We start from the raw sequence: 22,135 nt of genomic DNA on the forward strand, positions 1-22,135 counted from the left end.
AGTTCCTTCATGCTGGTGTGGATTCGCCGGAAGTGCGGATCTGATAGGTGCCATGCGTGGTGGCCACTGTCGCGCCGGAGGTATCAGTTAGGACAGCATCCAGCACGAACTCGGTTCTGCCAGTTATCCGGACTTCTTGTTGCATGCGGTCGATCGTGGCCGCGCCCAGTGACGCCCGCGCCCGCACATCGGTGGTCGCGGGCCGTCGATAACGAATCTGAAGATCCTTCACGGTCGGGTAGAACCGTGCCGCATCGAAATTCGGAAAGAACAGGGCGCCACCGAGCAGCTCTGCGGCACCGAATAGTGCGCCCGCATACATGGTGCCGATGTGGTTACTATTGCCCGCCAGTGGTACCACAGTGACCGCGTGTCCGGGCCTGACCTCGAGAACCCGGATGCCCAGTTGGTGCATCGCCGGGACGGCGTGCTCCATCCCGGCATTGATCATTGCGGCCAGTGCATCCATATCGGAGTGGGTGCCCCCACCCGCACTTACCTGGTCTGCGATCGCCATTGGATACTCCTTCGAAAAACAGGGCACGTGCCCCGCAACTAACCTAGGCGATGTTACGGGGCACCTGCCCCGTTTGGCTAGAGTGGAGTCATGCCCAGGTCCAGCGCGCAGATTCCGGCATCCCGCACGCAGGCGCAGCGCCGCGAACAGACGCGTGCCGCGTTGATCACCGCGACGATTCGCAGCATTGCCGAGCACGGCTATCTCGCCACCACCACCCGACGTGTGATCGAAATGGCCGATTCCTCGCCAGGCGCCCTGGCATACCATTTTCCGTCCCGGCTGGATCTGATTGCGGCCACGCTGGACGAAGTCGGCCGACTGGCCGTCGACGAGCTGCGAGCCCGGGTGGCGGATCTGCCGGCTACTGGCGATACCCGCACGGCCGAGGCGCTGGACGTCATGTGGGATTACTTCACGAGCGAACTGTTCCAGGTGTGGATCCGGGTATGGTTCGCCGCCAGCGAAGACGCTGAACTCTACGAACGGCTCGCCCCACTGGAGCGAACCATGAACGCCGGGATAACTGCAGCGGCAACCGATCTGATACCGCCCGACCTGCCTCGACCGGTGTGGAATCGCCGTATCGGCGTAGCGCTGGACACCATGCGTGGCCTTGCTCTGCGCCTGAGTATCGAACCCCGCCAACGGCCGAGAAAACCTGACCCCTGGCCTGCAACCAGGGCCGAACTCAGTCACCTATTGGACCGCCGATCCGGTCAGGGCTAACGAAAGATGCCGACACAGGAAACGTGATCAACGACTGCTCACCGGCCCGTCTGTGTCACGCCGGCCTGGATTGATCGGCATCTCCCGCGGTTAGCCCGCGGGAGATGCCGACGATGTAGTCGGGCTCATCCAGCTGCGGACAGTGGCCTGCGTGGTCGAGCACCACCAGCCGGCTCTGTGGAATGGCTTGGTGCCAGCCCTGACTCGACGCGAGCGCGACAAGTCGATCCCGGCGCCCATGCACAAGCACGGTAGGACACGAGATACCGGTAATCGCCGGCTCGCCATCGACTTCCGCCTTCATGCGAAGTCCCTGCACCAGCAGCTTGTGGGCGTCACCGCGGCCGTACAACTGAGAACTGAGGGTGCGCACCATCTTCTTGTCCCGCGATGCCTGGTTTCCGTAGATCAACCGCCCGATGACCGCGTCGGCAAGATAGGCCCGCAGGGGCCGAGGGGTACATACCGTCGCCCGCGCGAGGAAACGTGCGGCACCCAGTTGACCGACCCGGACCAGCCGCGTCCACCCCATGCCGGGAGTGCCCGTGGGCACAATGCCCCGGATGGGAAGCCGCTGGGGTGAGGCCGCGGCGCGGAGAGCCAGATACGCGCCGAGCGAGTTCCCGACCAGGACGACCGAAGTGTTCCGACCATGCTGCGCGATCACCTCCCCGACGAAGCGGTCGCCCTGTGGCAGCCATGCGCCGGGCCGGGCGGAGTCGGCGGCACCGAAGCCGGGTAGGTCCACCGCGACAGCGGCCTGCCCGGCTTCTTCGAACCGGTCCAGAAGCGGACGCCACGCGTCCGCAGAGTGGGAAAACCCATGCAGAAGCACGACGGCCGGCCCCTCCCCCGCGACGAACAGTTCGCGCGTGCCCACACCGGCGTAGACAGCACGTCGCTCATCAATCATGCGTTCAGACCCCAGCCGCCCAATGGTCCAACTGAGTGGGCAGCTCGTCGAGAACCCACGGACCTTCGGTCTCGACGGTTTCCCGTGATGTCCAGCCCTCCAGCAAGGTGATGGCACCGCCTTGGACCGCGAGAACAGCGCCGTTCAAGGGGCATTTCTCGCCGGCAAGGTACGCCACCACGGGAGCGATGTTCGCCGGGCTGAACGCGTCGAACTCACCCTCAGGAACCTCTTCGGCGAAGATCGCGCTCATGCCCGGCGTGGCGAGGGTCAACCGAGTTCTCGCCACAGGAGCGATGGCGTTTACGCGCACCCCGTAGCGCTCAAGCTCGAGAGCTGCAACCTGAGTGAGGGCGGCGATACCTGCCTTGGCAGCGCCGTAGTTGACCTGGCCCGCGTTCGTCAGGAAGGTACCGGATGCAGAGGCGGTGTTGATCACGGCAGCGTTCACCGGCTTGCCTGCCTTCGACTGTTCCTTCCAATACCTGGCGGCATGGCGTAACACCGCGAAGTGCCCCTTCAGGTGCACTGCGACCACGCTGTCCCACTGCGATTCCTCCATGGCCGCAACGAAACCATCACGGAGGATGCCGGCGTTGTTGACGACGATGTCCAGGCCACCGAATTCTGAAATAGCCTGATCCACAAGGCTCTTCGCACCAATCCAGGTCGCGATATCATCGGTATTGGCAACCGCTTTGCCGCCCGCGGCGACGATCTCGTTTGCCACTTCCTGGGCAGGGCCGACGTCGGCGCCGCTCCCGTCGTTGGCGCCTCCAAGATCGTTGACGACAACACTCGCGCCCTCTTTAGCAAGCAACAGCGCGTGCTCACGGCCGATGCCACGACCCGCCCCGGTCACGATCGCGACCCGATTCTTCATTGAACCCATATGAGTTTCCTTCTGAGAGTGAATGATCGAATGTCAGGCGACGAGGGTGGCGAGCTTGTCGAGGGACTCGTTGAGTTCCTTCGTCGATGCGCGTTCGATCGCTCCACCGATAGCTCCGACCATCATTTGGCTGATGAACTCGGCATCGACCGTCGCGATGGAGGCGTCGTCACCCTTTGGCTCGACGGTGAGCCGGAAGCTGATCTTCGCGCCGGCCATGCCGGTGCCCGAGAACGTGGTGCTGTTCGGGGCATCGAACTCGTCAACGGTGAACGTGATGGTGTTGGCCATACCCATGATCGTGAGAATTTCGCTCATGGTGGCGCCCTTGGACAGCTGCGCCGGTGGAGCTTCCTTCCACTTCGTGTGCACGGTCAGCCATTCCTCGAAGCGCGCAGGGTCAGAAATGGTGGCCCACACCTTTTCTTGCGGCGCGGCGATCTCTTTGGAAACGTTGGCCTTGGCCATGATGCATTACTCCTCTTTTATATGGGGAATTGTTGTTGGATAACAGGATTCATCGGTTGGCAGGCTGGTACGCGGTGACAACGGCGGACCCGCCGAGACCGATGTTGTGTTGCAGTGCGGCCTTCGCACCGTCGACCTGACGTTGGTCCGCCGTGCCACGCAGCTGCCAGGTGAGTTCGGCGCATTGTGCGAGACCAGTAGCGCCCAGGGGATGCCCTTTGGAGATGAGACCACCGGACGGATTGACAACCCAGCGACCGCCGTAGGTGGTGTCGCCGTTGTCGACGAGCTTGTGGCCTTCACCCTCACCGGCAAGCCCCAGCGCCTCATAGGTGAGCAATTCGTTAGGCGCGAAGCAATCATGTAGCTCGATCACATCGATATCGTCGGGGGTGATCTGCGCCTGCTCGTACACACGGTTCGCAGCGGCGCGACTCATATCGGCACCGACAAGGGTTGCCATGCTGCCCGAGCCGAATGTCCCTGGCACATCGGTAACCAGAGCCTGGCCTACGATCTCGATCGCCTGCGCCGCGAGACCGTGCTTCTCAACGAATGCCTCGCTGGCGAGTACAGCTGCGGCTGAGCCGTCGGATGTCGGCGAGCACATCGGGCGAGTGAGTTGCCCTGGGGCGTAGATCATCTTGGCGTCCAAGATCTCTTCCTCGGTGTACACGTCCCGAAACTGCGAGTACGGGTTGTTCACCGAATGGCGGTGATTCTTGACGGCAATCCGGGCGAAGTGCTCTGGGGTTGAGCCGTACTTCTGATTGTGCTCCACACCCGCCGCACCGAACATCCACGGCGCGACGGGGAATGCGAATTCCTGAAGTTCGGCCATCGCTTCCAGGTGCTTCTGCATCGGCTGTTCGCGGTCATCGTAGGTGGAACCGAGTGACCCCGGCTGCATCTTCTCGAAGCCGATTGCCAGCGTGCAGTCCGCTAGTCCGCCGCGAACTGCTTGTGCCGCAAGAAATAATGCGCTCGAACCCGTCGAACAGTTGCTGTTCACATTGAAGACGGGGATGCCGGTCAGACCGAGTCCATACACTGCGCGATGTCCGGAGCATGATTCGCCGTAGCAGTAACCGGCGTAGGCTTGTTGCACCAGGTCGTATGCGATGCCCGCGTCATCGAGCGCGTTGGTGCCCGATTCCAGGGTCATCGCCGGGTAGTCCCAGCCCTCGCGCCGTCCGGGCTTCTCGAATTTCGTCATGCCGACGCCGACCACAAATACTCTCTTACCCATAAATCCATTGCCTTTCTAGGCGAACTCGGCCAAGCCATCCGTGATGACGAACTTGCCGGGCTTCTCGTCACCGACGGTCTCGAAGGCATAGGTACCCTCGCCGGTGTTCCAGAACCTGCTGGTGATCGTTTCCTTCGGTAGTGCGGGCTTGCTGAGCCGCACCGCGAGCCGCTTGAGACGACCGGGATCATCCGGGCACAGCTGCGATAGCAGCGCGTGCGAGGTGAAGGCGATGGTGCACAGACCATGAATAATGATGCCCGGCAAGCCCATTGCTTTGGCGAAATCGTCATCCAAATGGATCGGCATCGGATCACCCGCAGGCCCGCTGTAACGGAACGTCTGGTCCTCATCGAACGTCTGGACCGCGCTGAAGTCCGGCTTACGGTCACGCAGCGACGCGTCAAAACTATGCTCAGGGCTTCTCTCCCCCACGGTGCCGTCGAACGTACCGCCGCGGAAAAAGCCAATGAAGTACTGCTCGTTGACCAGATCGCCCCGATTGCTGCGGGTTTCCATCAGCGTTGTGACGACAACGCCCGAGTCCTTGCCCTCGATACCGATCGGCTTCGCGCGCACCGTCAGGATTTCGCCGGGCTCGATCGGTCGGTGGATGCGGAAGTCATGCTCGCCATGAAGGATTCGCATCATCAGCTCATCGGGAACCACCCCCATGGTTGCGTCGGCCATGATCGCGGTGACTGGCACTACCGCGAAGACCGGAGGCGCGTAGGCGCCTTCCAGGTGGGCGGCGATTGGGTCGTTGGTTGCCTTTGCGTAGGCAATCGTCTGCTCCCGCTCGACCTTGAACTCCTGCTCTTCGGTCCACTGGCCCAGGCGGTCCAGGTTGAATCCCTCACGGTTGGCCATGCATTCTCCTTGCGCAACATCGAATCTGGTTGATGACGTTACGAACCCGAGGCCTGGCCCGCGATGACCGAACTTCTCGCCTTCTTGACTGAACTGCTCGCGTCGGCACGGTAGCGTCATCTACGTGCCTCCTCATGACGCGGCGACCGCGTACACGATCCCGATCCAGCGGGTTCAGGCCTTCGCCGGGCTGGCGTTGCGCTGTGGCTGGGACGTGGAGACAATGCTGGGCGCCGCCGGAGTCTCGCCGACGCTGCTCGCAGAGGGCCGTTCCCGGGTGACGACAGATCAAGCAGGCGTCCTGTTCCGGGAGCTGTGGCGCCAAACGGATGATGAGCTGCTGGGACTCGGGCTCACGCCCGTCCCCCGCGGCACGTTTCGGCTTCTCTGCTACGCGCTGATCAACGCGACAGATCTCGGTGCGGCGATGCAACGGTTCGCAGATTTCAAACGGGCCGTGCCCGGAATTCCACCCGTCACGATCACAGTTCGGGGCGCCACCGCCGCATTATCGATTGACCTCAGCAAGATCGAGCAGCCGGTGGACCTTCTGATCGACACCTTGCTCGCCATGACACACCGGTTCCTGGGATGGGCCATCGGAAAGCGGATACCGCTGCATCGGGTTGAAGTCCCGTATGCCGAACGCGTGGAGGTAGACGACTACGACCTGATATTCGGTGCGCCCATGGTTTTTTCAGCCGATCACCCGACGCTGGTGTTCGACAGAGATAACTTGTCGGCACCCGTTGTCCGTGACGAAGGTTCATTGGACGACTATCTTCGTCACGCGCCGGCAAGCGTGATCACCTATCGCAGCTACGCGACGTCCACGGCCAGCCAGGTACGTCTGCTGCTTGCCCAGGGTCTGACCGGAAACTGGCTGAGCTTCGACGAGATCGCAGCGACGTTGACCATGAGCCCTCAAACATTGCGGCGCAAACTCCGCGACGAGGGCACGTCGCCGCGCGAGATCAAAGAAGAGATTCTCCGTGATGCGGCGATCACGAGCCTGGTGCGCGGCGAGGAAACCGTGGCCGCGCTGTCGCGCCGACTTGGATTCTCAGAGCCCAGCGCCTTTTCGCGTGCGTTTCGTCGCTGGACCGGTAGCCCGCCAGGGTCGTATCAGCACTAACCGGTCAACCGTTTGACTTGATCATCGGCAATCCCCCAGTCGGACAGCATCTTTGCGAGCACCGACGAGTCCGCGGTGTGCGGTTCGGGATGTGGCGCGGGGGTCCGGCTGAAGCGCGGTGCCGGGGCGGGCTGACGCAGTCCCCCGACCTCGATGAATGCCTCACGAGCCTGGTTATGTTCGTGCTCATGTGCCTCCCAGGGACTCAGCACCGGTGTCACGCAGGCGTCGGAGTTCGCGAACAGGGCAGCCCATTGGTCGCGGGTGCGTTCTTTGATCTTGACCCCGATCACTTCCTTGAGCTGCGCCCATCCGGATGCGTCCAACTGGAACGGCAGGTCGGGGTCGTCGATGCCGACTGCGGCCAGAAGCTGTACATAGAAGGGGAATTCCACGCATCCGACGGCGACGTAGCGGCCGTCCGCGCATTCATAGGTGTCGTAGAACGGCGCGCCGCCGTCCAACACGTTCTCCCCGCGCGGCTGGTTCCACAAACCGGCCGCGTGCATTCCGTGCATGAACGCCGTATACAGCGCGGCACCGTCCACCATCGCAGCGTCAACGACCTGTCCCTTGCCGGAACGGTCGCGTTCGTAGAGCGCAGAGACGACTCCTAGTGCCAGCAGCATTCCACCACCGGCGAAGTCGCCGATGATGTTGCCCGGCGGTACGGGCCGTTCCCCCGAGCGTCCGATGAGTTCGAGCGCCCCGGACAACGCGATGTAGTTGATGTCGTGACCCGCGGTGCTGGCGAGCGGACCCTGCTGTCCCCAACCAGTCATTCGCCCGTACACCAAACGCGAATTGCGGCGCTCCAGGTCCGCCGGCCCGATGCCGAGCCGCTCGGCGACCCCGGGCCGGAACCCCTCGACGAACACATCAGCCTGCTCGACCAGTGCGTACAGCGTATGCAGGTCGTCGGGGTCCTTCAGATCCAGTTTGATAGTGCGTTTTCCACGGTCAAGAGGACCATCCGGCGGTGCGAGACCGTCACCGGGCGCCCCGGCGCGTTCCACTCGCAGCACGTCGGCGCCCAGATCGGCCAGGACCATACACCCGAATGGAGCCGGTGCAAGGCTGGCGATTTCGACGACCTTGACCCCGTGAAGTGGTCCCATCACAGTGCCTTGGCGATGATTGTCTTCATGATCTCGTTGGTGCCGCCATATACCTTCTGGATGCGGGCATCGGCGTAGAGCCGTGAGATCGGATACTCCTGCATGTAGCCGTAGCCGCCGAAGAGCTGTAGGCATTCGTCGGACACCTTGCATTGTTGCTCGGTGAGCCACCACTTGGCCTTGGCGGCCGTGGGCACATCGAGCTCTCCGGCCAGGTGCTTGGTCACGCAGTCATCGAGGAAGCTCCACGCGACGGACTTGATGGTGTCGCTCTCGGCGAGGACGAACTGGGTGTTCTGGAATTTGAAGATCGGCCGCCCGAATGCCTCACGTTCCTTGGTGTATGCGACGGTGAGATCAACGGTCTTCTCGATCGCGGCCGTTGCGGCGACAGCGAGGACCAATCGCTCCTGGGGCAGCTGCTGCATGAGTTGAATGAACCCGAGGCCCTCGACCGTGCCGACCAAATTGCATTGCGGTACCCGGACATCGTCGAAGAACAGCTCGCAAGTGTCCTGACCATGCTGGCCGATTTTCTCCAGATTGCGTCCGCGCCGGAAGCCCTCGCGGTTCGTCTCTACCAGGATCAGTGAAACACTCTCTGCGCCACGGCCTTCTGGGTCGGTCTTGGCGACGACGACCACGAGATCGGCGAGCTGGCCGTTCGAAATGAAGGTCTTGGCGCCGCTGATGAGGTAGTCGTCGCCGTCTTTGACCGCCTTGGTCTTGATGGACTGCAGATCCGAACCGGTGCCGGGTTCGGTCATCGCGATCGCGCTGACTACATCACCCGATGCCATCCTGGGCAACCAGGTCTTCTTCTGTTCCTCGGTGCCATAGGCATTGATGTAGTGCGCGATGATCGCGCTGTGCAGCAGCCCGCCGAAACTTGGTGCCAGCGCGCGGACTTGTTCGATCGCGACGACCGCTTCGTGCGCAAAGGTCCCCCCGCCGCCGCCGTACTCCTCCGGAATGCTCAAGCACAGCAGCCCTAGCTCCCCGGCGCGCTTCCAGACGTCACGATCGACGGATTGCTGCCGGCCCCAGCGCTGCTCATTCGGGGTGCACTCCTTTTCGAAGAACCGGCGTGCCAGCTCGGCAAGCGCGTCAAGGTCCTTGTCCATCCAGCTTGAGCGATGCAACACCACAGCAGAACTCCTTCGTCCATGTTCGGTATTCACCGACGCTATGGCGAACTGTCCACGCGACCAATGACCGAGACGGCCACAAGTTTGACCCGACCGCTCACGCATCCGACATCTCAACGGCCTTCGGCAGAACCTCTTCTGGAGATTGATTCCGCGATTGCCTGCGAGGCATGGGCGATGCCCGATGAGCTCGAATCCGGCTACGGTGACAAGGGGCGCGCCAGTGAGGGTAACCAGGCATACCGCCATCGGCACTCCCCTTCTTGACCGAAGACCTCCAGATGTGGAATTACTTCGTTCCGCAACTCCGCGCTCGTCTCTCCGCGTTGGCGCAGTCCTCCCCGATGGTGGAGCGAGTGCGCACCGTCCTGCTGGAGGCGCTGCCTGCCGGTCAAAGTGACATCGGCCCGGTCGCCCGAAAGCTGGCCACGAGCAACCGGACGCTGCAGCGGCAACTCCAGCTCGAACACCGCAGCTTTCAGTCGGTGCTCAACAAGACACGAGAAAACTTAGCCCGTCACTACCTGTCACGGGGCGACACCAGTATCAGTCAGATCGCGCTGCTACTGGCCTACGACGACACCAACTCGTTCTAACGCGCCTTCCGCGGCTGGACTGGCCAGACCCCCCGAACAAACGAGACGCCCAGCCCACTAGATCACGGCGGCCAACGCGAATGATGGCGCTTTGACCTCTTTTTGCCCCAAAGACGACGGCAATGCTTGAACGCCGAGGCAGAAGAATGCACAGGCAGTGAAGGTTGGAATCAGTTGGCGCGCTGGTTGATTCGTTCTATTCCGCACTGGCTTAACGGTTACCGCGCGACCTCCGGGTGCTCGAGGCGCTGGCCGATCCAGACGTTCGCCTTCGGGATAGGTCAGTATGGCGATTACTCCCGCGTTCTGGTCATTAACCCAAACCTCTGATATGGTGAAAACGGTTGATTTTCTTAGTGACACGCTCGCGAAGATTTTCCGCGGCGGACACACACCAATCTCCGTGACTTTTACCGGTTGCCTGATTTCGCGTACCTCCGCAGACCCAGGATCGAACGTCGATCCCGTATTTAGATACTCAGGAGAGTAATCGCATGGCTCAAGGCATCGTCAAATGGTTCAACGCCGAAAAGGGATTCGGGTTCATCACCCCGGACAGCGGCGGCAAGGATCTCTTTGTTCACTTCTCAGGCATCCTCGGCAGCGGCGGATTCCGCACCCTCAATGAGAACGATCGCGTCAGCTTCGAAGAAGAAGCCGGCGATCGCGGCCCCCAGGCCGTCTCGGTGCAGACTGTCTAAGGTTTCACCGCGCTAGACAAAGAATTAAGGCTGGCTGTCCAGGATTCCTGGGCAGCCAGCCTTGTTTGTGTACCGCCAGCTATATCTGAGCCGCTTTTCGCGAACTCGCCGCCGGTGAATGCAATCCTCACTAAAGTTCTCGGCCATGAAGGGAATCAGCAAGGGCAGTCGGGGGCTTTTGCAGGTGGGCATGGCAGCAGGACTCTCCTGCTTTGCTGTTGCGGTAGCAGGTCAGGCACATGCTGACGATTTGAATACCACCACGTGCTCCGAGCAGCAGGTGATGTCGTCGTTACAGCAGAATGATCCATTGATCTGGCGCAAAATCAGTCGCGATCCAAAACTGGAGAATGAGTTGCGGCTCGGGCTTGCCGGTGTTCTGGCCGCCCCGCCCGGACAGCGTCAGCAGCAGTTGAATGCGTTCGAAGAAACCCTGGGCCACCAACAGTGGACGGGTATCAGCGATGACATCATGAACTCGTCTTCCGGGCCGGTGGGCAGAGCTGTCGACAACTGCCACAACTACTGAGCGACTCATGCATACGGTTGGTGTACGCACCACGCGGTTACATTGACGTCAAGTTTGAAAGAGGCAGAACGGGTGACCGGCCGGATCGATCATTACCCGGACGCCGTCCTGCGGCTGGAATTGCGCTGTCACTGCGCCGGCTTCGATGGCGTGCCGTTCAGCGGCATCTATGTCGGTGGTGGGTAGATCCATATGAACGGTGATGTGTTGTGTACCGGGGCTACTCGGCCATGTCGGTCTAATGAAATGCTTCTCGTACTCAATGTTGATCGTCGTCAAACCAGCCGCACCATCGGGGGCTCGCAGCTGAGCCCACCCCGCCTCTACTGATTCGCCGGGCCTGGGGCCCTCCGATGCGGTAACGGTCCATCCGAGAAGCCGCTGATAGAAAGCCGCCAGAGCCCGCGGATCCGGAGCGCTAATCGTCACGCTGGATATCCACAATGCTTCGCCGGTCACGCAAACGAGGCTACGACGGTCCCGCGCCGTTAGTTGTTGCGATGACTTGGATTCGTCAGGTAGTCCCGGCCGGATTCGCGCCTCCAACTTCGAAACGTCGCGCATCAGATAGCTCGTTGTGGGTGAGTCGGCTCCTACAGTTGGGGGCATGCCTGCTTCGGTTGTCGAGGACACCCATGATGTCCGCCGACCGTTCGCGGCGGCCTCAGTCGCAGCGGTGACAATTACGGCAGGTACGGTCGCGGCGTTGTCGGCGACACGGTATGGCTACTACTACGACGAGCTGTATTTCGTTGCGGCAGGCAGGCGGCCCTCGTTCAGCTATGCCGATCAGGGCCCCGTCGTTCCGCTACTTGCCCGTGGGGTGGATTGGATGTTTCCAGGATCATTTGTTGCGCTTCGGATTCCGGGGATCATTGCTGTGTTAGTAGTAGTGGTCATGAGTGCGCTCATTGCGCGTGAGCTTGGCGGTGGACGTGGCGCGCAGATCCTTGCCGCAGTGGCTTGTAGTACTGCGTTCGGCATATTGGGCGAAGCCGGCACGTTGACGACGAACATCATCGACGCCGCGATGTGGGCAGTGCTGACGGGGCTGGTGGTGCGTTGGGTGCGCACCCGGCACGATGGATTGCTGTTTGCAGCTGGTTTGGTGACCATGGCGGCACTCCAGGTCAAGTGGCTTGTGCCGATCTTTTGGATCGCGACGCTGGTCGCTGTTGCATGTTTAGGTCCCAGGGAATTGCTGCGCCGTCCAGCGTTGTGGTGCGGCGCTGCCGCGGTTTTGTTGTCCGCTATCCCGATGATGATCTGGCAGTCCCGGCATGGCTGGCCGCAAGCGGCAATGGGTGCAGTGATCCGGGGCCAAACCAGCATGTTGTACGGCTCGGCGACCTTCCTTCCCCGGGCCGTGCAAATGTGTGGGGTGCTCGGCGCCGTGTTGTTGATATACGGAGCGTGGCGCCTATGGCGATCACCGCGCTTGCGTCCGTACAGGTTCCTCGGATTAATGTTTCTGATCGTGGTGGCGATCTTCGCCACCACTGGCGGACGCATCCAATATGGCGTCGGCATCTACGCCGCAGTGATCGCGGCCGGTGCCGTCGAATTGGCGGCGCTGCGTAGCCGCTGGGTCACGATCGCCGCGGTACCCGTGGTTGCGGCGTCAATTGTTGTCTTTGTGTTCTGGGCGACTCCGTGGCGGCCAGCCTCGAAACTGGCTCCTGCGGCCGATTTCACTGCGGGGCTCGCGACCCAGGCCTACGGGGAGTTCGGCTGGTCGGAATTGACCGCTGCGGTAGCCAGCGTCTACCAACGGTTACCGCCCGAACAACGCCGCACCGTGGTCATCGTCACAGAACGCTACATCCAGGCAAGTGCGCTCGATTACAGCCGAACGGCAGCCGGTCTTCCGGCGATCTTTAGCCCCAAGCGTGGTTTTGGATACTTCGGCGCCCCGCCCGATAACGCCGACATGGTTCTGTGGGTCGGCAGCAACATGGCAGACCTACAGGCCCGGTTCGACTCTGTTGTGGGAGTGGCGAAGTTCGGTGTACGCCTGGGCATGCCACAAGTGACCCGCGACATCACCATCTGGAAATGCACCGGCCCAAAGCAGCCCTGGTCGATCATGTGGCCCACAATGCAAACTCTCTAGCAACTCATGCTGATGGTCGCTCATGCCTTAGTAGACGTCGCGGAGATAACGTTTGTTGGCCACCAGCTCGCGTTTGTAGTCTCGGGCCTGCTCGGCCGAGAGCTGCCCGTGCGTTTCGATGATCGTGGTCAGCGCACTGTCGACGTCTTTGGCCATTTTGCTCGCGTCACCACAAACGTAGAGGTGCGCGCCGTCCTGTAGCCAGGACCACAGTTCGGCGCCATTTTCAATCATTTTGTGCTGCACGTAGATCCGCTTCTTCTGATCACGGGAGAAGGCAAGTTCGAGCCTGGTGAGGAATTTGTCGGTGACCATGGCGGTCAGATCATCGCGGTAGTAGAAGTGTTGTGCCGCATGCTGATCGCCGAAGAACAGCCAGTTGGGCCCGGTATGTCCGAGTGCGCGACGTTCATGCAGGAACCCGCGGAACGGCGCGATACCGGTGCCCGGACCGACCATGATCATCGGCGTACGGGAATCCTCGGGCGGCCTGAAGTGAGGCGACCTCTGCAGGAAGACCGGTGTAGGCGACTCCCCCGCGCGGTCCGCGAGGAAAGTCGAGCACACACCGCCACGCTCCGCCCCGTTCGTCCCCTGGTAGCGCACCACCGAGACAGTCAGCTGCACTTCGTCCGGACTGGTCAACGGGCTCGAGGAGATGGAATAGGAACGCGGGGTCAGCCGCACCAGAACGTCCTGCCACTGTTGGGCGTCGGCCCGAACCGGAAAGTCGTGCACCACGTCTACCCCGTTGCGGCCGAACGCCCACGTGCTCAGGTCGGCGCGTGCGGCGCGCAACGTCTTGGCGGCCGCGGAGTCCTTGGTGGTATCAGCCAGAAAGCTCAGGAGATTTGGGGTAATTCGGCCGATGTCGTAAGACGTGGTCAGCGCATGGCGCAGCGTTTGTTCGGTGCCGTCGACTTCGATGATCTCCTCTGCCCGTAGGCCGGTCGCGGCAAGCCATGCGTCAACAGAGCTAACGCTGTTGGTCGGATAGACCCCCAGTGCGTCACCGACGCCGTAACTTACGCCGTACCCCGAGATATCAAACCCGAACTGGCGCACTTCTTTTGCCGACGATCCAGGTGTCAGCACCATGTTGCGGCATAGCCGCGCCGTGACCGGATTCGCGCGGGTGAACATCTCGACCGTGACGGTGGACGCACTGGACGGTGAGGCCGCGGTGGCCACCTCGGCCGTAGGGGTGACGGCAACGTGTGAGTCGGACTCGTCGGGGGCGCGCTCCGGCGCCGTGATCAGCGTGGTGACTTGTTGGGCCCAGTGTGTGAGCGGTTCATCATCGTAGATTTCGCAATCGAGCCGGTCCATCAAGCGGGTGGCGCCCAGTGCCGCCATCCGTTCGTCGATGGATTTGGCGTGACCGCAGAAGTTTTCGTAGGCGCGATCCCCGATTCCCAATACGGCGAAACGCATACCATTCAGCGACGGCGCCTCGGGTGCGTGCAGCCGGTCCCAGAAGTCGGCGCCATTGTCCGGTGGTCCGCCGTCGCCGAAGGTACTGGTGACCACCACAACGTCACGGACCGCGGCCAGATCGTCCAGCGTGCACTGGTCCATGTTGATGACCTTTGCCGCAGCTCCGGATGTATTGACCTGGGTGGCGAGCCGAGCCGCGAACTCCTCGGCATTGCCGGTTTGTGACGCCCACAGCACCAACGGTGTTGGTGCGACACTGTCAGCTGGCGAGGCGACGACAGACGCGGTCGTAGTCCCGTCGACACGGGAATACATCCCTGCCAGCGCTCCGTCGATCCACAGCCGTACCTCGGCGCTCAGCGGTGCCGCGTGCGGCAAGACCGGAACGCCGGCGGCACCGCCGATAACCGTGGCGAAAAACCCTGAGAGATAACGCCGTTCATCGTCAGAAAGCGTTGGCGTGGGCTGGGCTGTCAGACCAATTGCCTCGGCGACAGGGTGCATGGATGGCGCCTCCGGCCGTGTAGGTCGTTGGACAATTTTGGTGGGACGCATGTTGACGGCACAGACCTTCAGTTCGGGCTGCAACGAATCGGGGTCCACGGCATCGGTGGTCAAGGCGTTGATGGCGAGGTATTCGCCGTGTTCGTCATTCCAATGGAACGGTACAAAGCAGTTTCCGGGCCGGACGCGGTCGGTGACGATCGCGGGCAGCACCGCTCTCCCCCGTCGCGACTGCAACTCGATGGGTTGTCCGTCCGTGATATCGAGTTCGGCGGCATCGTCGGGATGCACTTCCACAAAGGGGTCACTGTTGAGTTTGTTGAGCTTGGCAACTTGCCCAGTCTTGGTCATGGTGTGCCACTGGTGTTGCAGTCGGCCGGTGTTCAGGATGAACGGGAATTCATCGTCGGGCAGTTCGCGAGCATCCATGTGTGGGCGGGGGTGGAAGATCGCGCGGCGTGACGGGGTGGCAAAAGCGAGGCGTGGTTGTACGCCGTTCTCGTCGACGAACAGATTCTGGCTGATGCCGTCGTTAAGGTAGCGGATCGGATGCCGGTCATCGGAATCGTCCGGCGGGCAGGGCCACTGCAGTGGAGTCTGGCGCAGCCGGGCGTAACTGGCGCCCCGAAGGTCATAGCCGGTCTTCGGGTTCCAGAACTGTTTGATCTCTTCGAAGACCTCCTCGCTCGACGCATACGCGAAGTGATCCCCGAACCCCATGGCGGCGGCCACCTGGCAGATCAGCAGCCAGTCCGGCCGCGCCTCGCCGATCGGCTCGACGGACTGCTGCAGCAGGGTGAGGTTGCGTTCGGAGTTGATCATCACCGCGTCGGCTTCAGCCCACAAGGTGGCGGGCAGCACGATGTCGGCGTACCGATTCGTCGCGGTGGCTTCGTAGGTGTCCTGTGTGATGACAAGCTCGGCTGTTTCCAACCCGGTGATGGTGTTTGCTCGATTAGCTACTGTGGCAACAGGATTGGTGCAGATTATCCAGCAGGCCTTGATCTCTTCCGCCGCCATCTGCTCGAACATGGCGATAGTGCCGGGACCCACATCGGTGCGGAGTGACCCCGGCGCCAATTCCCACATCTCTTCCACAAACGCTCGGTCATCGGCGCTGACCACTGACCGTTGCCCCGGCAACCCGGGTCCCATGTAACCCATCTCGCGTCCGCCCATCGCGTTGGGCTGACCTGTCAGTGACATGGGCCCGCTGCCTGGTCTGCAGATCGCTCCTGTCGCCAGATGCAGATTGCAGATCGCGTTGGTGTTCCAGGTGCCGTGTGTGCTCTGATTCAGGCCCATCGTCCAGCACGTCATCCACTCGCCGGCTTCTCCGATCATCGCAGCGGCAGCGCGGATGTCGGACTCGGGAATGCCGGTTATCTCAGCCACTACGGAGGGCGGATAGTCCGCCAGAAACTCCGGCATCGCGGCCCAGCCCTCGGTGTGCTCGGCGATGAATTCCTCATCGATCGCCCCGGATTCCACCAGCAGATGCAGCAGCCCATTCAGAAGCGCCAGATCGGTACCGGGCTTGATCTGCATGAACAAGTCCGCTTTGTCGGCCGTGGCGGTACGGCGTGGATCCACCACAATCAGCTTCGCACCCGCCTTCAGCCGATCAGCCATCCGCAAGAACAGAATCGGATGGCAATCGGCCATGTTGGCGCCGATGACGAAAAACACGTCGGCGCAGTCGAAGTCGGTGTACGAACCAGGCGGTCCGTCCGAGCCCAGCGACTGCTTGTAGCCCGTGCCGGCGCTGGCCATGCAGAGCCGCGAATTGGACTCGATGTGTACCGTGCGGATGAACCCCTTGGCCAGCTTATTGGCCAGATATTGGGCTTCGATCGACATCTGCCCGGACACGTATAGGGCAATCGAGTCTGGCCCATGCTCATCGAGGATCGCGCGCAGCCTCTGCCCGGCTTCAGTCACCGCGGCATCGACGGGCGTCGCCACGAATTCGGCACCGCGCGAGGGACGCACCAAAGCGCTCGCCATCCGTCCGTCCACGGCATCCATCAGTTCGGCGTGGGTGGCACCCTTTGTGCACAACCGACCGAAATTCGTCGGATGGAGCTTGTCCCCCGACACCCGGGCGATGACGGTGCCCGTAGGGCTGGCCTTGGTCTGGACTTCGATCCCGCAACCCACGCCGCAGTACGAGCACGCTGTACGCGTGGAATTGCCCGTATCGCCTGGTGCTGCCATGTCACAACACTCGCCAATCTCTGTTTCCCAGCGGTTTCCGGCAACGTTAGGGCCAGGAAAAACTCCCCTCACAACGGCGACAGCCCGCCTGTAAGGACTGGCCTGAGCGCGGACGGCAAGGTGAGGGGATGCGCCGTTTCGGCAGGTAATCGGGAGGTGCGGCACGCGACGGGGTCGGGGGGGTCGTCGTCGCGTGCCGCATCCTGCACGATGGCTCACACTGCGGGATCTCCCTGCGAGCGAAAGCCGTGCAACCACCAAATTAGAGTCTCAGGGTTTGGAGGAGCTATCGGTGGCCTGTGTGTTGGCTGTGAGATATTCCCCTGCGTTTCGGGCTCTGCGGTGTCCTAGTTGGTCAATGAAGATTGCCTGCCCGATGAGGCGGTCGCGGTGTGATCGGCGATAGTGGCTCCGATCTGGCGCGCCTCAGCGAGCGTGTTCGCGTGCCTACTCCGATCATCGGACTCGCTTTCGAAGAGCATGTGGAATCCGGACGAGCCGACGGCTTGCTAGAAGTTGAGCTGAGCCTGGCCGATGCCACATACGTTGCACAAGCTCTGGGCGTCGACCAACAGCCTCGGCTGAAGACCGGGAGGAGACGCTGGCCCGGATCAGGGCACGCCGTGATTGATCGCCTCACCACGGGGAGGGCCAACGTCGAACGGATCTACGCCGAAGTCGCTGATCGACAAGGCCAGTCCCCGGGACTCAGGGTTTCTCGACCACCGTCGGACTATTGCGCGGACGGTTGTGAGCCCACGGGCGAATGGTTTCGAAGGCCGCCGCTGCACGTAGCACGTCAGCATCGGCTCGTAGGCGACCGACGATCTGCAGTCCTACAGGCATACCGTCCGAGGTGAATCCGGCCGGGATCGAGATCGCGGGATTCGTCGTCATATTGAACGGGTAGGTCAGTACCCACCCCATAAGACGTTCGAGCAGAGGCTCGTTCGCAAGTGCAGGCGGGCAGAACTCGTCGTGGCCAAAGGTATGCAGAGTGGTAACAGGGGTGACGAGAAAGTCAAACCGGTACAAAAACTCTCGTAGTTCATCGACTATCTTGCCCCGGGCGGCATCGGCACGCTGAACCTGAATCGTGGTCAGCCGCGCACCGTCACGCATCACCTGGACGAGTTCCTCGTCGACATGACCGACGTGGTTATCCCAGTCGACGGCGTCCAGCTTCGCGGCGTAGAGCGGAGCCCAGACGCCCTCCCACATCGCTCGCGCAGGGTCCTTCCACGCGGGACGATCCTCGTCGACGGTCCAGCCCATCTCCGCGAACGCTACGAGTGCACTCTCACAGACAGACCGGATTTCGGGATCGCATGTGGTTATGCCGAGATCGGGTGACCAAGCGATGCGCGCAGGTCCGATCGGACGGTCCAGGGCTGCGAGATAGTCGACTCCGTCCGAAGGCAGCGACAACGGATCCGCGTCGTCAAAACCGGCCATTGCGGTCAGCATCAGCGCGGCGTCGGGTACGGTTCGGGCGATCGGACCATGGAAGGCAAAGGTGTGAAAACGGCCCGCCAGTCGAGTCTGAGGAATCCGGCCGAGGGACGGTTTGAAACCGACAACACCGTTGACCGCCGCGGGAATACGAATGGATCCGCCGCCGTCTGTCCCCTGCGCGAGTTGGCCCATCCCGGCCGCAGTCGCGGAGCCCGCACCGCTGCTCGAGCCGCCCGCCGTCTTGGTGATGTCCCAAGGATTACGGGTGGGCCCGTACAAATGATTGTTGGAGCTGGCCTTGTAGCCGCCCTCCGCCACATTGGTCTTTCCCAGAAACAGGCCGCCACCCGCTCGCAAACGGGCGGCTACGGGTTCATCGCGATCAGCGATCTCATCTTTGAAGGCGACGATGCCGGACGTGACCGGCGTATTGGCAACGGCACAAACCTCTTTCACGCTGTAGGGGATTCCGTGCAGCCGCGATAGCGGTCTTGCGCCGGCGAGATCCTCCGTCAGCTTTTTGGCATCACTGAGTACTTGGTCCGGGTCGTGGTACACGAACGCATTGAGTACGGGGTTCAGCCTTTCGATGTGCCGCAGAACTGCTTCGGCGATTTCTGTTGGCGTGACGTTCCGCCGGGCGATCTGCTGGGACAACTCGACCGCCGACATCCAGCACAAGCTTTCGCTATGGGACATTGGTTATTCCTTTTGCTCGGTTCGATGCACGAGGGGGCTCACGGCAGGGTTCCAGACCCTGTGACGCGGCATCAGGCCATATCCAACTCCCTGACGGCGCCTCGGTCGGCGGAGGTGACCAGCGATGCATATGCGCGCAGGGCCGCGGAGACCTGCCGATCGCGTTTGGCGGGCCGATACCCGAGTCCAGACTCCAAGAGATCCCTTCGGATTCGCAGTGTCTCGTCGTCGATCTCGACGGCGATGACGCGTCGGGCGATGTCGATACTGATGACGTCCCCGTCCTCGACGAGCGCAATCGGACCACCGGCCGCCGCTTCGGGTGAGACGTGGCCGATCGACAGTCCCGATGTTCCTCCCGAGAAACGTCCGTCGGTGACGAGCGCACAGCTGGCTCCGAGTCCGCGTCCTTTGAGAAATGCTGTCGGGTAAAGCATTTCCTGCATACCCGGGCCGCCACGTGGCCCCTCGTATCGGATCACCACCACGTCACCCGACTGCACGCGATTGTTCAGGATGGCATCGACCGCCTCATCTTGGGATTCGAGAACGATCGCGGGCCCAGTGAAGGTGTGGATCTTCGCGTCGACACCGGCCGTCTTGACGATGCACCCGTTCGGTGCCAGGTTGCCGGTGAGCACCGCCAGGCCTCCGTCAGCGGAATAGACATGCGCGGCATCGCGAATGCAACCGCTCGACGCATCGAGATCGAGTGTGTGCCAGCGGCGGGACTGCGAGAAGGCGTGCGCCGATCGCTCGCATCCGGGCGCGGCGTGAAACAGCTCGACAGCGTCCGGCGAGGGCGACGCGCCCCGCACATCCCACTCGGCAAGCCAGGACGACAGATCTGGTGCATGGACGCTGTGCACGTCACGGTGCAGCAGCCCGGCCCGGTCCAGCTCGCCGAGCAGCGCGGGGACACCACCGGCGCGATGGACATCCTCGACCAGATAGGAGCCGTTCGGGGCGACCTTGCACAGGCACGGGACCCGCCGCGAGAGCACGTCGATGTCCTCCAGGGTGAAATCCAGTTCCGCTTCGTGTGCGGCTGCCAACAAATGCAGGACAGTGTTTGTCGACCCGCCCATGGCGACGTCCATGCACATCGCGTTCTCGAACGCCCTGCGCGACGCGATCTGTCGCGGCAACGCCGCGATGTCGTCGTTGTCGTAGTACCGGTGGGCGAGCTCGACAACCAGATGTCCGGCGCGCTCATACAGCTCTCTGCGGGCGGTGTGGGTGGCCAGCGTTGTGCCGTTGCCCGGGGGTGCCAGCCCGAGCGCCTCGGTCAGGCAGTTCATGGAGTTGGCGGTGAACATCCCCGAGCAGGATCCACACGTCGGGCACGCCTGCTCCTCGATCCGGGTCAGATCCTCGTCGGAGACGGACGTCGATGCCGACTCGGCCACCGCGGTGATGAGATTCATCCCCGTGCGTACGGTTCCGTCCTGCAGAGTGGTGCGCCCACCCTCCATGGGCCCGCCGGACACGAAAACCGTCGGGATGTTCAGGCGTAGCGCCGCCATCAGCATCCCCGGAGTGATCTTGTCGCAGTTGGAAATGCACACCAGTGCATCGGCGCGGTGGGCCTCGACCATGTACTCGATCGAGTCGGCGATCAGGTCACGCGACGGCAGGGAGTACAGCATCCCGGCATGACCCATCGCGATGCCGTCGTCCACCGCGATCGTGTTGAACTCGCGGGGCACCGCGCCGGCGGCCGTGATCGCGTCGCTGACAATGCGCCCAACCGGTTGCAGATGGGTATGTCCCGGAACGAACTCGGCGAAGCTGTTGGCAACCGCCACAATTGGTTTGCCGAAGTCGGAGGCGGACACCCCGGCCGCGCGTAACAGTGCACGGGCTCCGGCCATGTTGCGGCCGTGGGTGACGGTTCGTGAGCGCAATGCAGGCATGTCATCCATTTGCCCACGCGGGGCCGGAAGTGGGAAGACGGCGCTACTACTAGTACTGAGACTAATAGGATCACCACATGGCGGGAACGGATGAGCGACGCAGGGAACTCGGTGCGTTCTTACGCGCCCGGCGTGAGCATCTGGTCCGCGCCGACTACGGGCTACCTCCCGTCGGCCGCGCGCGCACCGGTGGATTACGCCGCGAGGAGATCGCGGTGCTGTCGGGGGTGAGCGTGACCTGGTACACGTGGCTCGAGCAGGGGCGCGATATCAACCCCTCCCGTCAGGTGCTCGAGGCCATCGCCCTGAACATGCGACTTTCCGCGGCCGAGCGCGGCTACGTGCTGGAGCTGGCAGGTTTCGCCTTCCTGCCGACTGATGCCGCACCTGATCCGGCTCCGCTGCCCGATCACCTGTCGAGATTGATCGACGGTCTGCTGCCCTCCCCCGCCTTTGTCGTATCACCGGACTGGAACATCGGCGGGTGGAACCGTGCCTACGAGATTCTGTACCCGAACATCGCGGTGACACCGCCGCAGGATCGAAACCTGTTGCAGTTCATCTTCACCGACCCGTACGTGCGGCAGATGTTGCCCGATTGGCCGACGACAAGTAGGCGGTTCCTTGCCGAGTACCGCGCCGAGGCGGGCGCGCTCCTCGGCGACCCGGCGCATGTCGCGTTGGTGGAGCGTCTGCGCGAACAGAGCACCGAGTTCGCACAAGCATGGGCACAACACGAGATTGGTCGATTCACCTCACGGGAACGGCGATTCCACCACCCGGACGCGGGCGAGCTGATCTTCGAACATCACCGACTCACGCCGTCCGACGTCCCTAATGTGCACATCGTTATTTACTTCCCGTTGCATGACACCGATACCCGCGACAAACTCGAGGCGCTGCTGTCACGGGGCACCGAGTAAATCCCG

Annotated in this window: 19 protein-coding genes; 7 read left to right on the forward strand and 12 right to left on the reverse strand. The window is 62.3% G+C overall.

Translation table 11 applies throughout. From position 1 onward, the window contains the following. Nucleotides 1-7: 7 nt before the first annotated feature. A complete protein-coding gene (locus BKG76_RS22220; protein WP_236737621.1) occupies nt 8-517 on the reverse strand; it encodes a PaaI family thioesterase in 510 nt (169 codons plus the stop codon). Between the two features lie 90 nt (nt 518-607). On the opposite strand from BKG76_RS22220, the gene BKG76_RS22225 reads away from it, so the two are divergent. Beyond that, nucleotides 608-1,246 (forward strand): TetR/AcrR family transcriptional regulator, encoded by a 639-nt coding sequence (locus BKG76_RS22225; RefSeq protein ID WP_070939835.1) that lies wholly within the window; start codon nt 608-610, stop codon nt 1,244-1,246. Between the two features lie 55 nt (nt 1,247-1,301). On the opposite strand, the gene BKG76_RS22230 is transcribed toward BKG76_RS22225, so the two are convergent. The 5 genes from BKG76_RS22230 to BKG76_RS22250 are packed head-to-tail and all read right to left on the reverse strand — an operon-like array spanning nt 1,302 to nt 5,638. Then, the gene (locus BKG76_RS22230) at nt 1,302-2,159 is read right to left on the reverse strand and encodes an alpha/beta fold hydrolase (RefSeq protein ID WP_070939836.1); all 858 of its coding nucleotides are present in this window, start codon (nt 2,157-2,159) and stop codon (nt 1,302-1,304) included. A 4-nt stretch (nt 2,160-2,163) separates the two neighbouring features. Continuing rightward, nucleotides 2,164-3,051, reverse strand: a complete 888-nt coding sequence (locus BKG76_RS22235) for an SDR family oxidoreductase (protein ID WP_070939837.1) — start codon at nt 3,049-3,051, stop codon at nt 2,164-2,166. A gap of 33 nt (nt 3,052-3,084) precedes the next feature. After that, nucleotides 3,085-3,519, reverse strand: coding sequence for a type II toxin-antitoxin system Rv0910 family toxin (locus BKG76_RS22240; protein ID WP_070939838.1), 435 nt, complete (start codon nt 3,517-3,519; stop codon nt 3,085-3,087). A gap of 49 nt (nt 3,520-3,568) precedes the next feature. After that, nucleotides 3,569-4,768 carry a lipid-transfer protein gene (locus BKG76_RS22245; protein WP_070939839.1) on the reverse strand — a complete coding sequence of 400 codons (1,200 nt, stop codon included), beginning with the start codon at nt 4,766-4,768 and terminating at the stop codon, nt 3,569-3,571. 15 nt (nt 4,769-4,783) lie between these two features. Next, nucleotides 4,784-5,638, reverse strand: coding sequence for a MaoC/PaaZ C-terminal domain-containing protein (locus BKG76_RS22250; protein WP_070939840.1), 855 nt, complete (start codon nt 5,636-5,638; stop codon nt 4,784-4,786). 124 nt (nt 5,639-5,762) lie between these two features. Between BKG76_RS22250 and BKG76_RS22255 the strand changes: the two genes are divergently transcribed. Continuing rightward, entirely contained in the window at nt 5,763-6,773 is a 1,011-nt protein-coding gene (locus BKG76_RS22255; RefSeq protein WP_070939841.1) for an AraC family transcriptional regulator, read from the forward strand. Here BKG76_RS22255 and BKG76_RS22260 read toward each other — a convergent pair. Beyond that, on the reverse strand, nt 6,770-7,891 hold the full coding sequence (locus BKG76_RS22260; protein WP_070939842.1) for a CaiB/BaiF CoA transferase family protein: 1,122 nt from the start codon (nt 7,889-7,891) through the stop codon (nt 6,770-6,772). The genes BKG76_RS22255 and BKG76_RS22260 overlap by 4 nt on opposite strands. Then, the gene (locus BKG76_RS22265; protein WP_165611555.1) at nt 7,891-9,036 is read right to left on the reverse strand and encodes an acyl-CoA dehydrogenase family protein; all 1,146 of its coding nucleotides are present in this window, start codon (nt 9,034-9,036) and stop codon (nt 7,891-7,893) included. Before BKG76_RS22265 ends, BKG76_RS22260 begins: the two co-directional genes overlap by 1 nt. Nucleotides 9,037-9,302: 266 nt before the next feature. On the opposite strand from BKG76_RS22265, the gene BKG76_RS22270 reads away from it, so the two are divergent. From BKG76_RS22270 to BKG76_RS25040, 3 genes are all read left to right on the forward strand, one after another. Then, a complete protein-coding gene (locus BKG76_RS22270; protein WP_236737622.1) occupies nt 9,303-9,635 on the forward strand; it encodes a helix-turn-helix domain-containing protein in 333 nt (110 codons plus the stop codon). A gap of 494 nt (nt 9,636-10,129) precedes the next feature. Beyond that, nucleotides 10,130-10,336 carry a cold-shock protein gene (locus BKG76_RS22275; protein WP_070939845.1) on the forward strand — a complete coding sequence of 69 codons (207 nt, stop codon included), beginning with the start codon at nt 10,130-10,132 and terminating at the stop codon, nt 10,334-10,336. Between the two features lie 145 nt (nt 10,337-10,481). Next, entirely contained in the window at nt 10,482-10,865 is a 384-nt protein-coding gene (locus BKG76_RS25040) for a hypothetical protein (protein ID WP_131815838.1), read from the forward strand. 48 nt (nt 10,866-10,913) lie between these two features. Here the strand turns inward: BKG76_RS25040 and BKG76_RS24655 are convergent, their stop codons facing one another. Further along, complete coding sequence (locus BKG76_RS24655) at nt 10,914-11,324, reverse strand: VOC family protein (RefSeq protein ID WP_083338178.1); 411 nt, start codon at nt 11,322-11,324, stop codon at nt 10,914-10,916. Between the two features lie 148 nt (nt 11,325-11,472). Between BKG76_RS24655 and BKG76_RS22285 the strand changes: the two genes are divergently transcribed. Next, nucleotides 11,473-12,978 (forward strand): ArnT family glycosyltransferase, encoded by a 1,506-nt coding sequence (locus tag BKG76_RS22285; RefSeq protein ID WP_070939847.1) that lies wholly within the window; start codon nt 11,473-11,475, stop codon nt 12,976-12,978. A 27-nt stretch (nt 12,979-13,005) separates the two neighbouring features. Here BKG76_RS22285 and BKG76_RS22290 read toward each other — a convergent pair whose 3' ends face one another. From BKG76_RS22290 to ilvD, 3 genes are all read right to left on the reverse strand, one after another. Then, nucleotides 13,006-17,136: a bifunctional nitrate reductase/sulfite reductase flavoprotein subunit alpha gene (locus BKG76_RS22290; protein WP_070939848.1), complete on the reverse strand. Its 4,131-nt coding sequence runs from the start codon at nt 17,134-17,136 to the stop codon at nt 13,006-13,008. A gap of 708 nt (nt 17,137-17,844) precedes the next feature. Then, on the reverse strand, nt 17,845-19,290 hold the full coding sequence (locus BKG76_RS22295) for an amidase (protein WP_070939849.1): 1,446 nt from the start codon (nt 19,288-19,290) through the stop codon (nt 17,845-17,847). 71 nt (nt 19,291-19,361) lie between these two features. Continuing rightward, a complete protein-coding gene (gene ilvD, locus BKG76_RS22300; RefSeq protein ID WP_083338206.1) occupies nt 19,362-21,206 on the reverse strand; it encodes a dihydroxy-acid dehydratase in 1,845 nt (614 codons plus the stop codon). Between the two features lie 77 nt (nt 21,207-21,283). Between ilvD and BKG76_RS22305 the strand changes: the two genes are divergently transcribed. Next, on the forward strand, nt 21,284-22,129 hold the full coding sequence (locus tag BKG76_RS22305) for a helix-turn-helix transcriptional regulator (RefSeq protein WP_070939850.1): 846 nt from the start codon (nt 21,284-21,286) through the stop codon (nt 22,127-22,129). Nucleotides 22,130-22,135: the final 6 nt, after the last annotated feature.

Source organism: Mycobacteroides franklinii (genome assembly GCF_001853795.1).
In the GTDB taxonomy this organism is placed as follows: Bacteria; Actinomycetota; Actinomycetes; order Mycobacteriales; family Mycobacteriaceae; genus Mycobacterium; species Mycobacterium franklinii.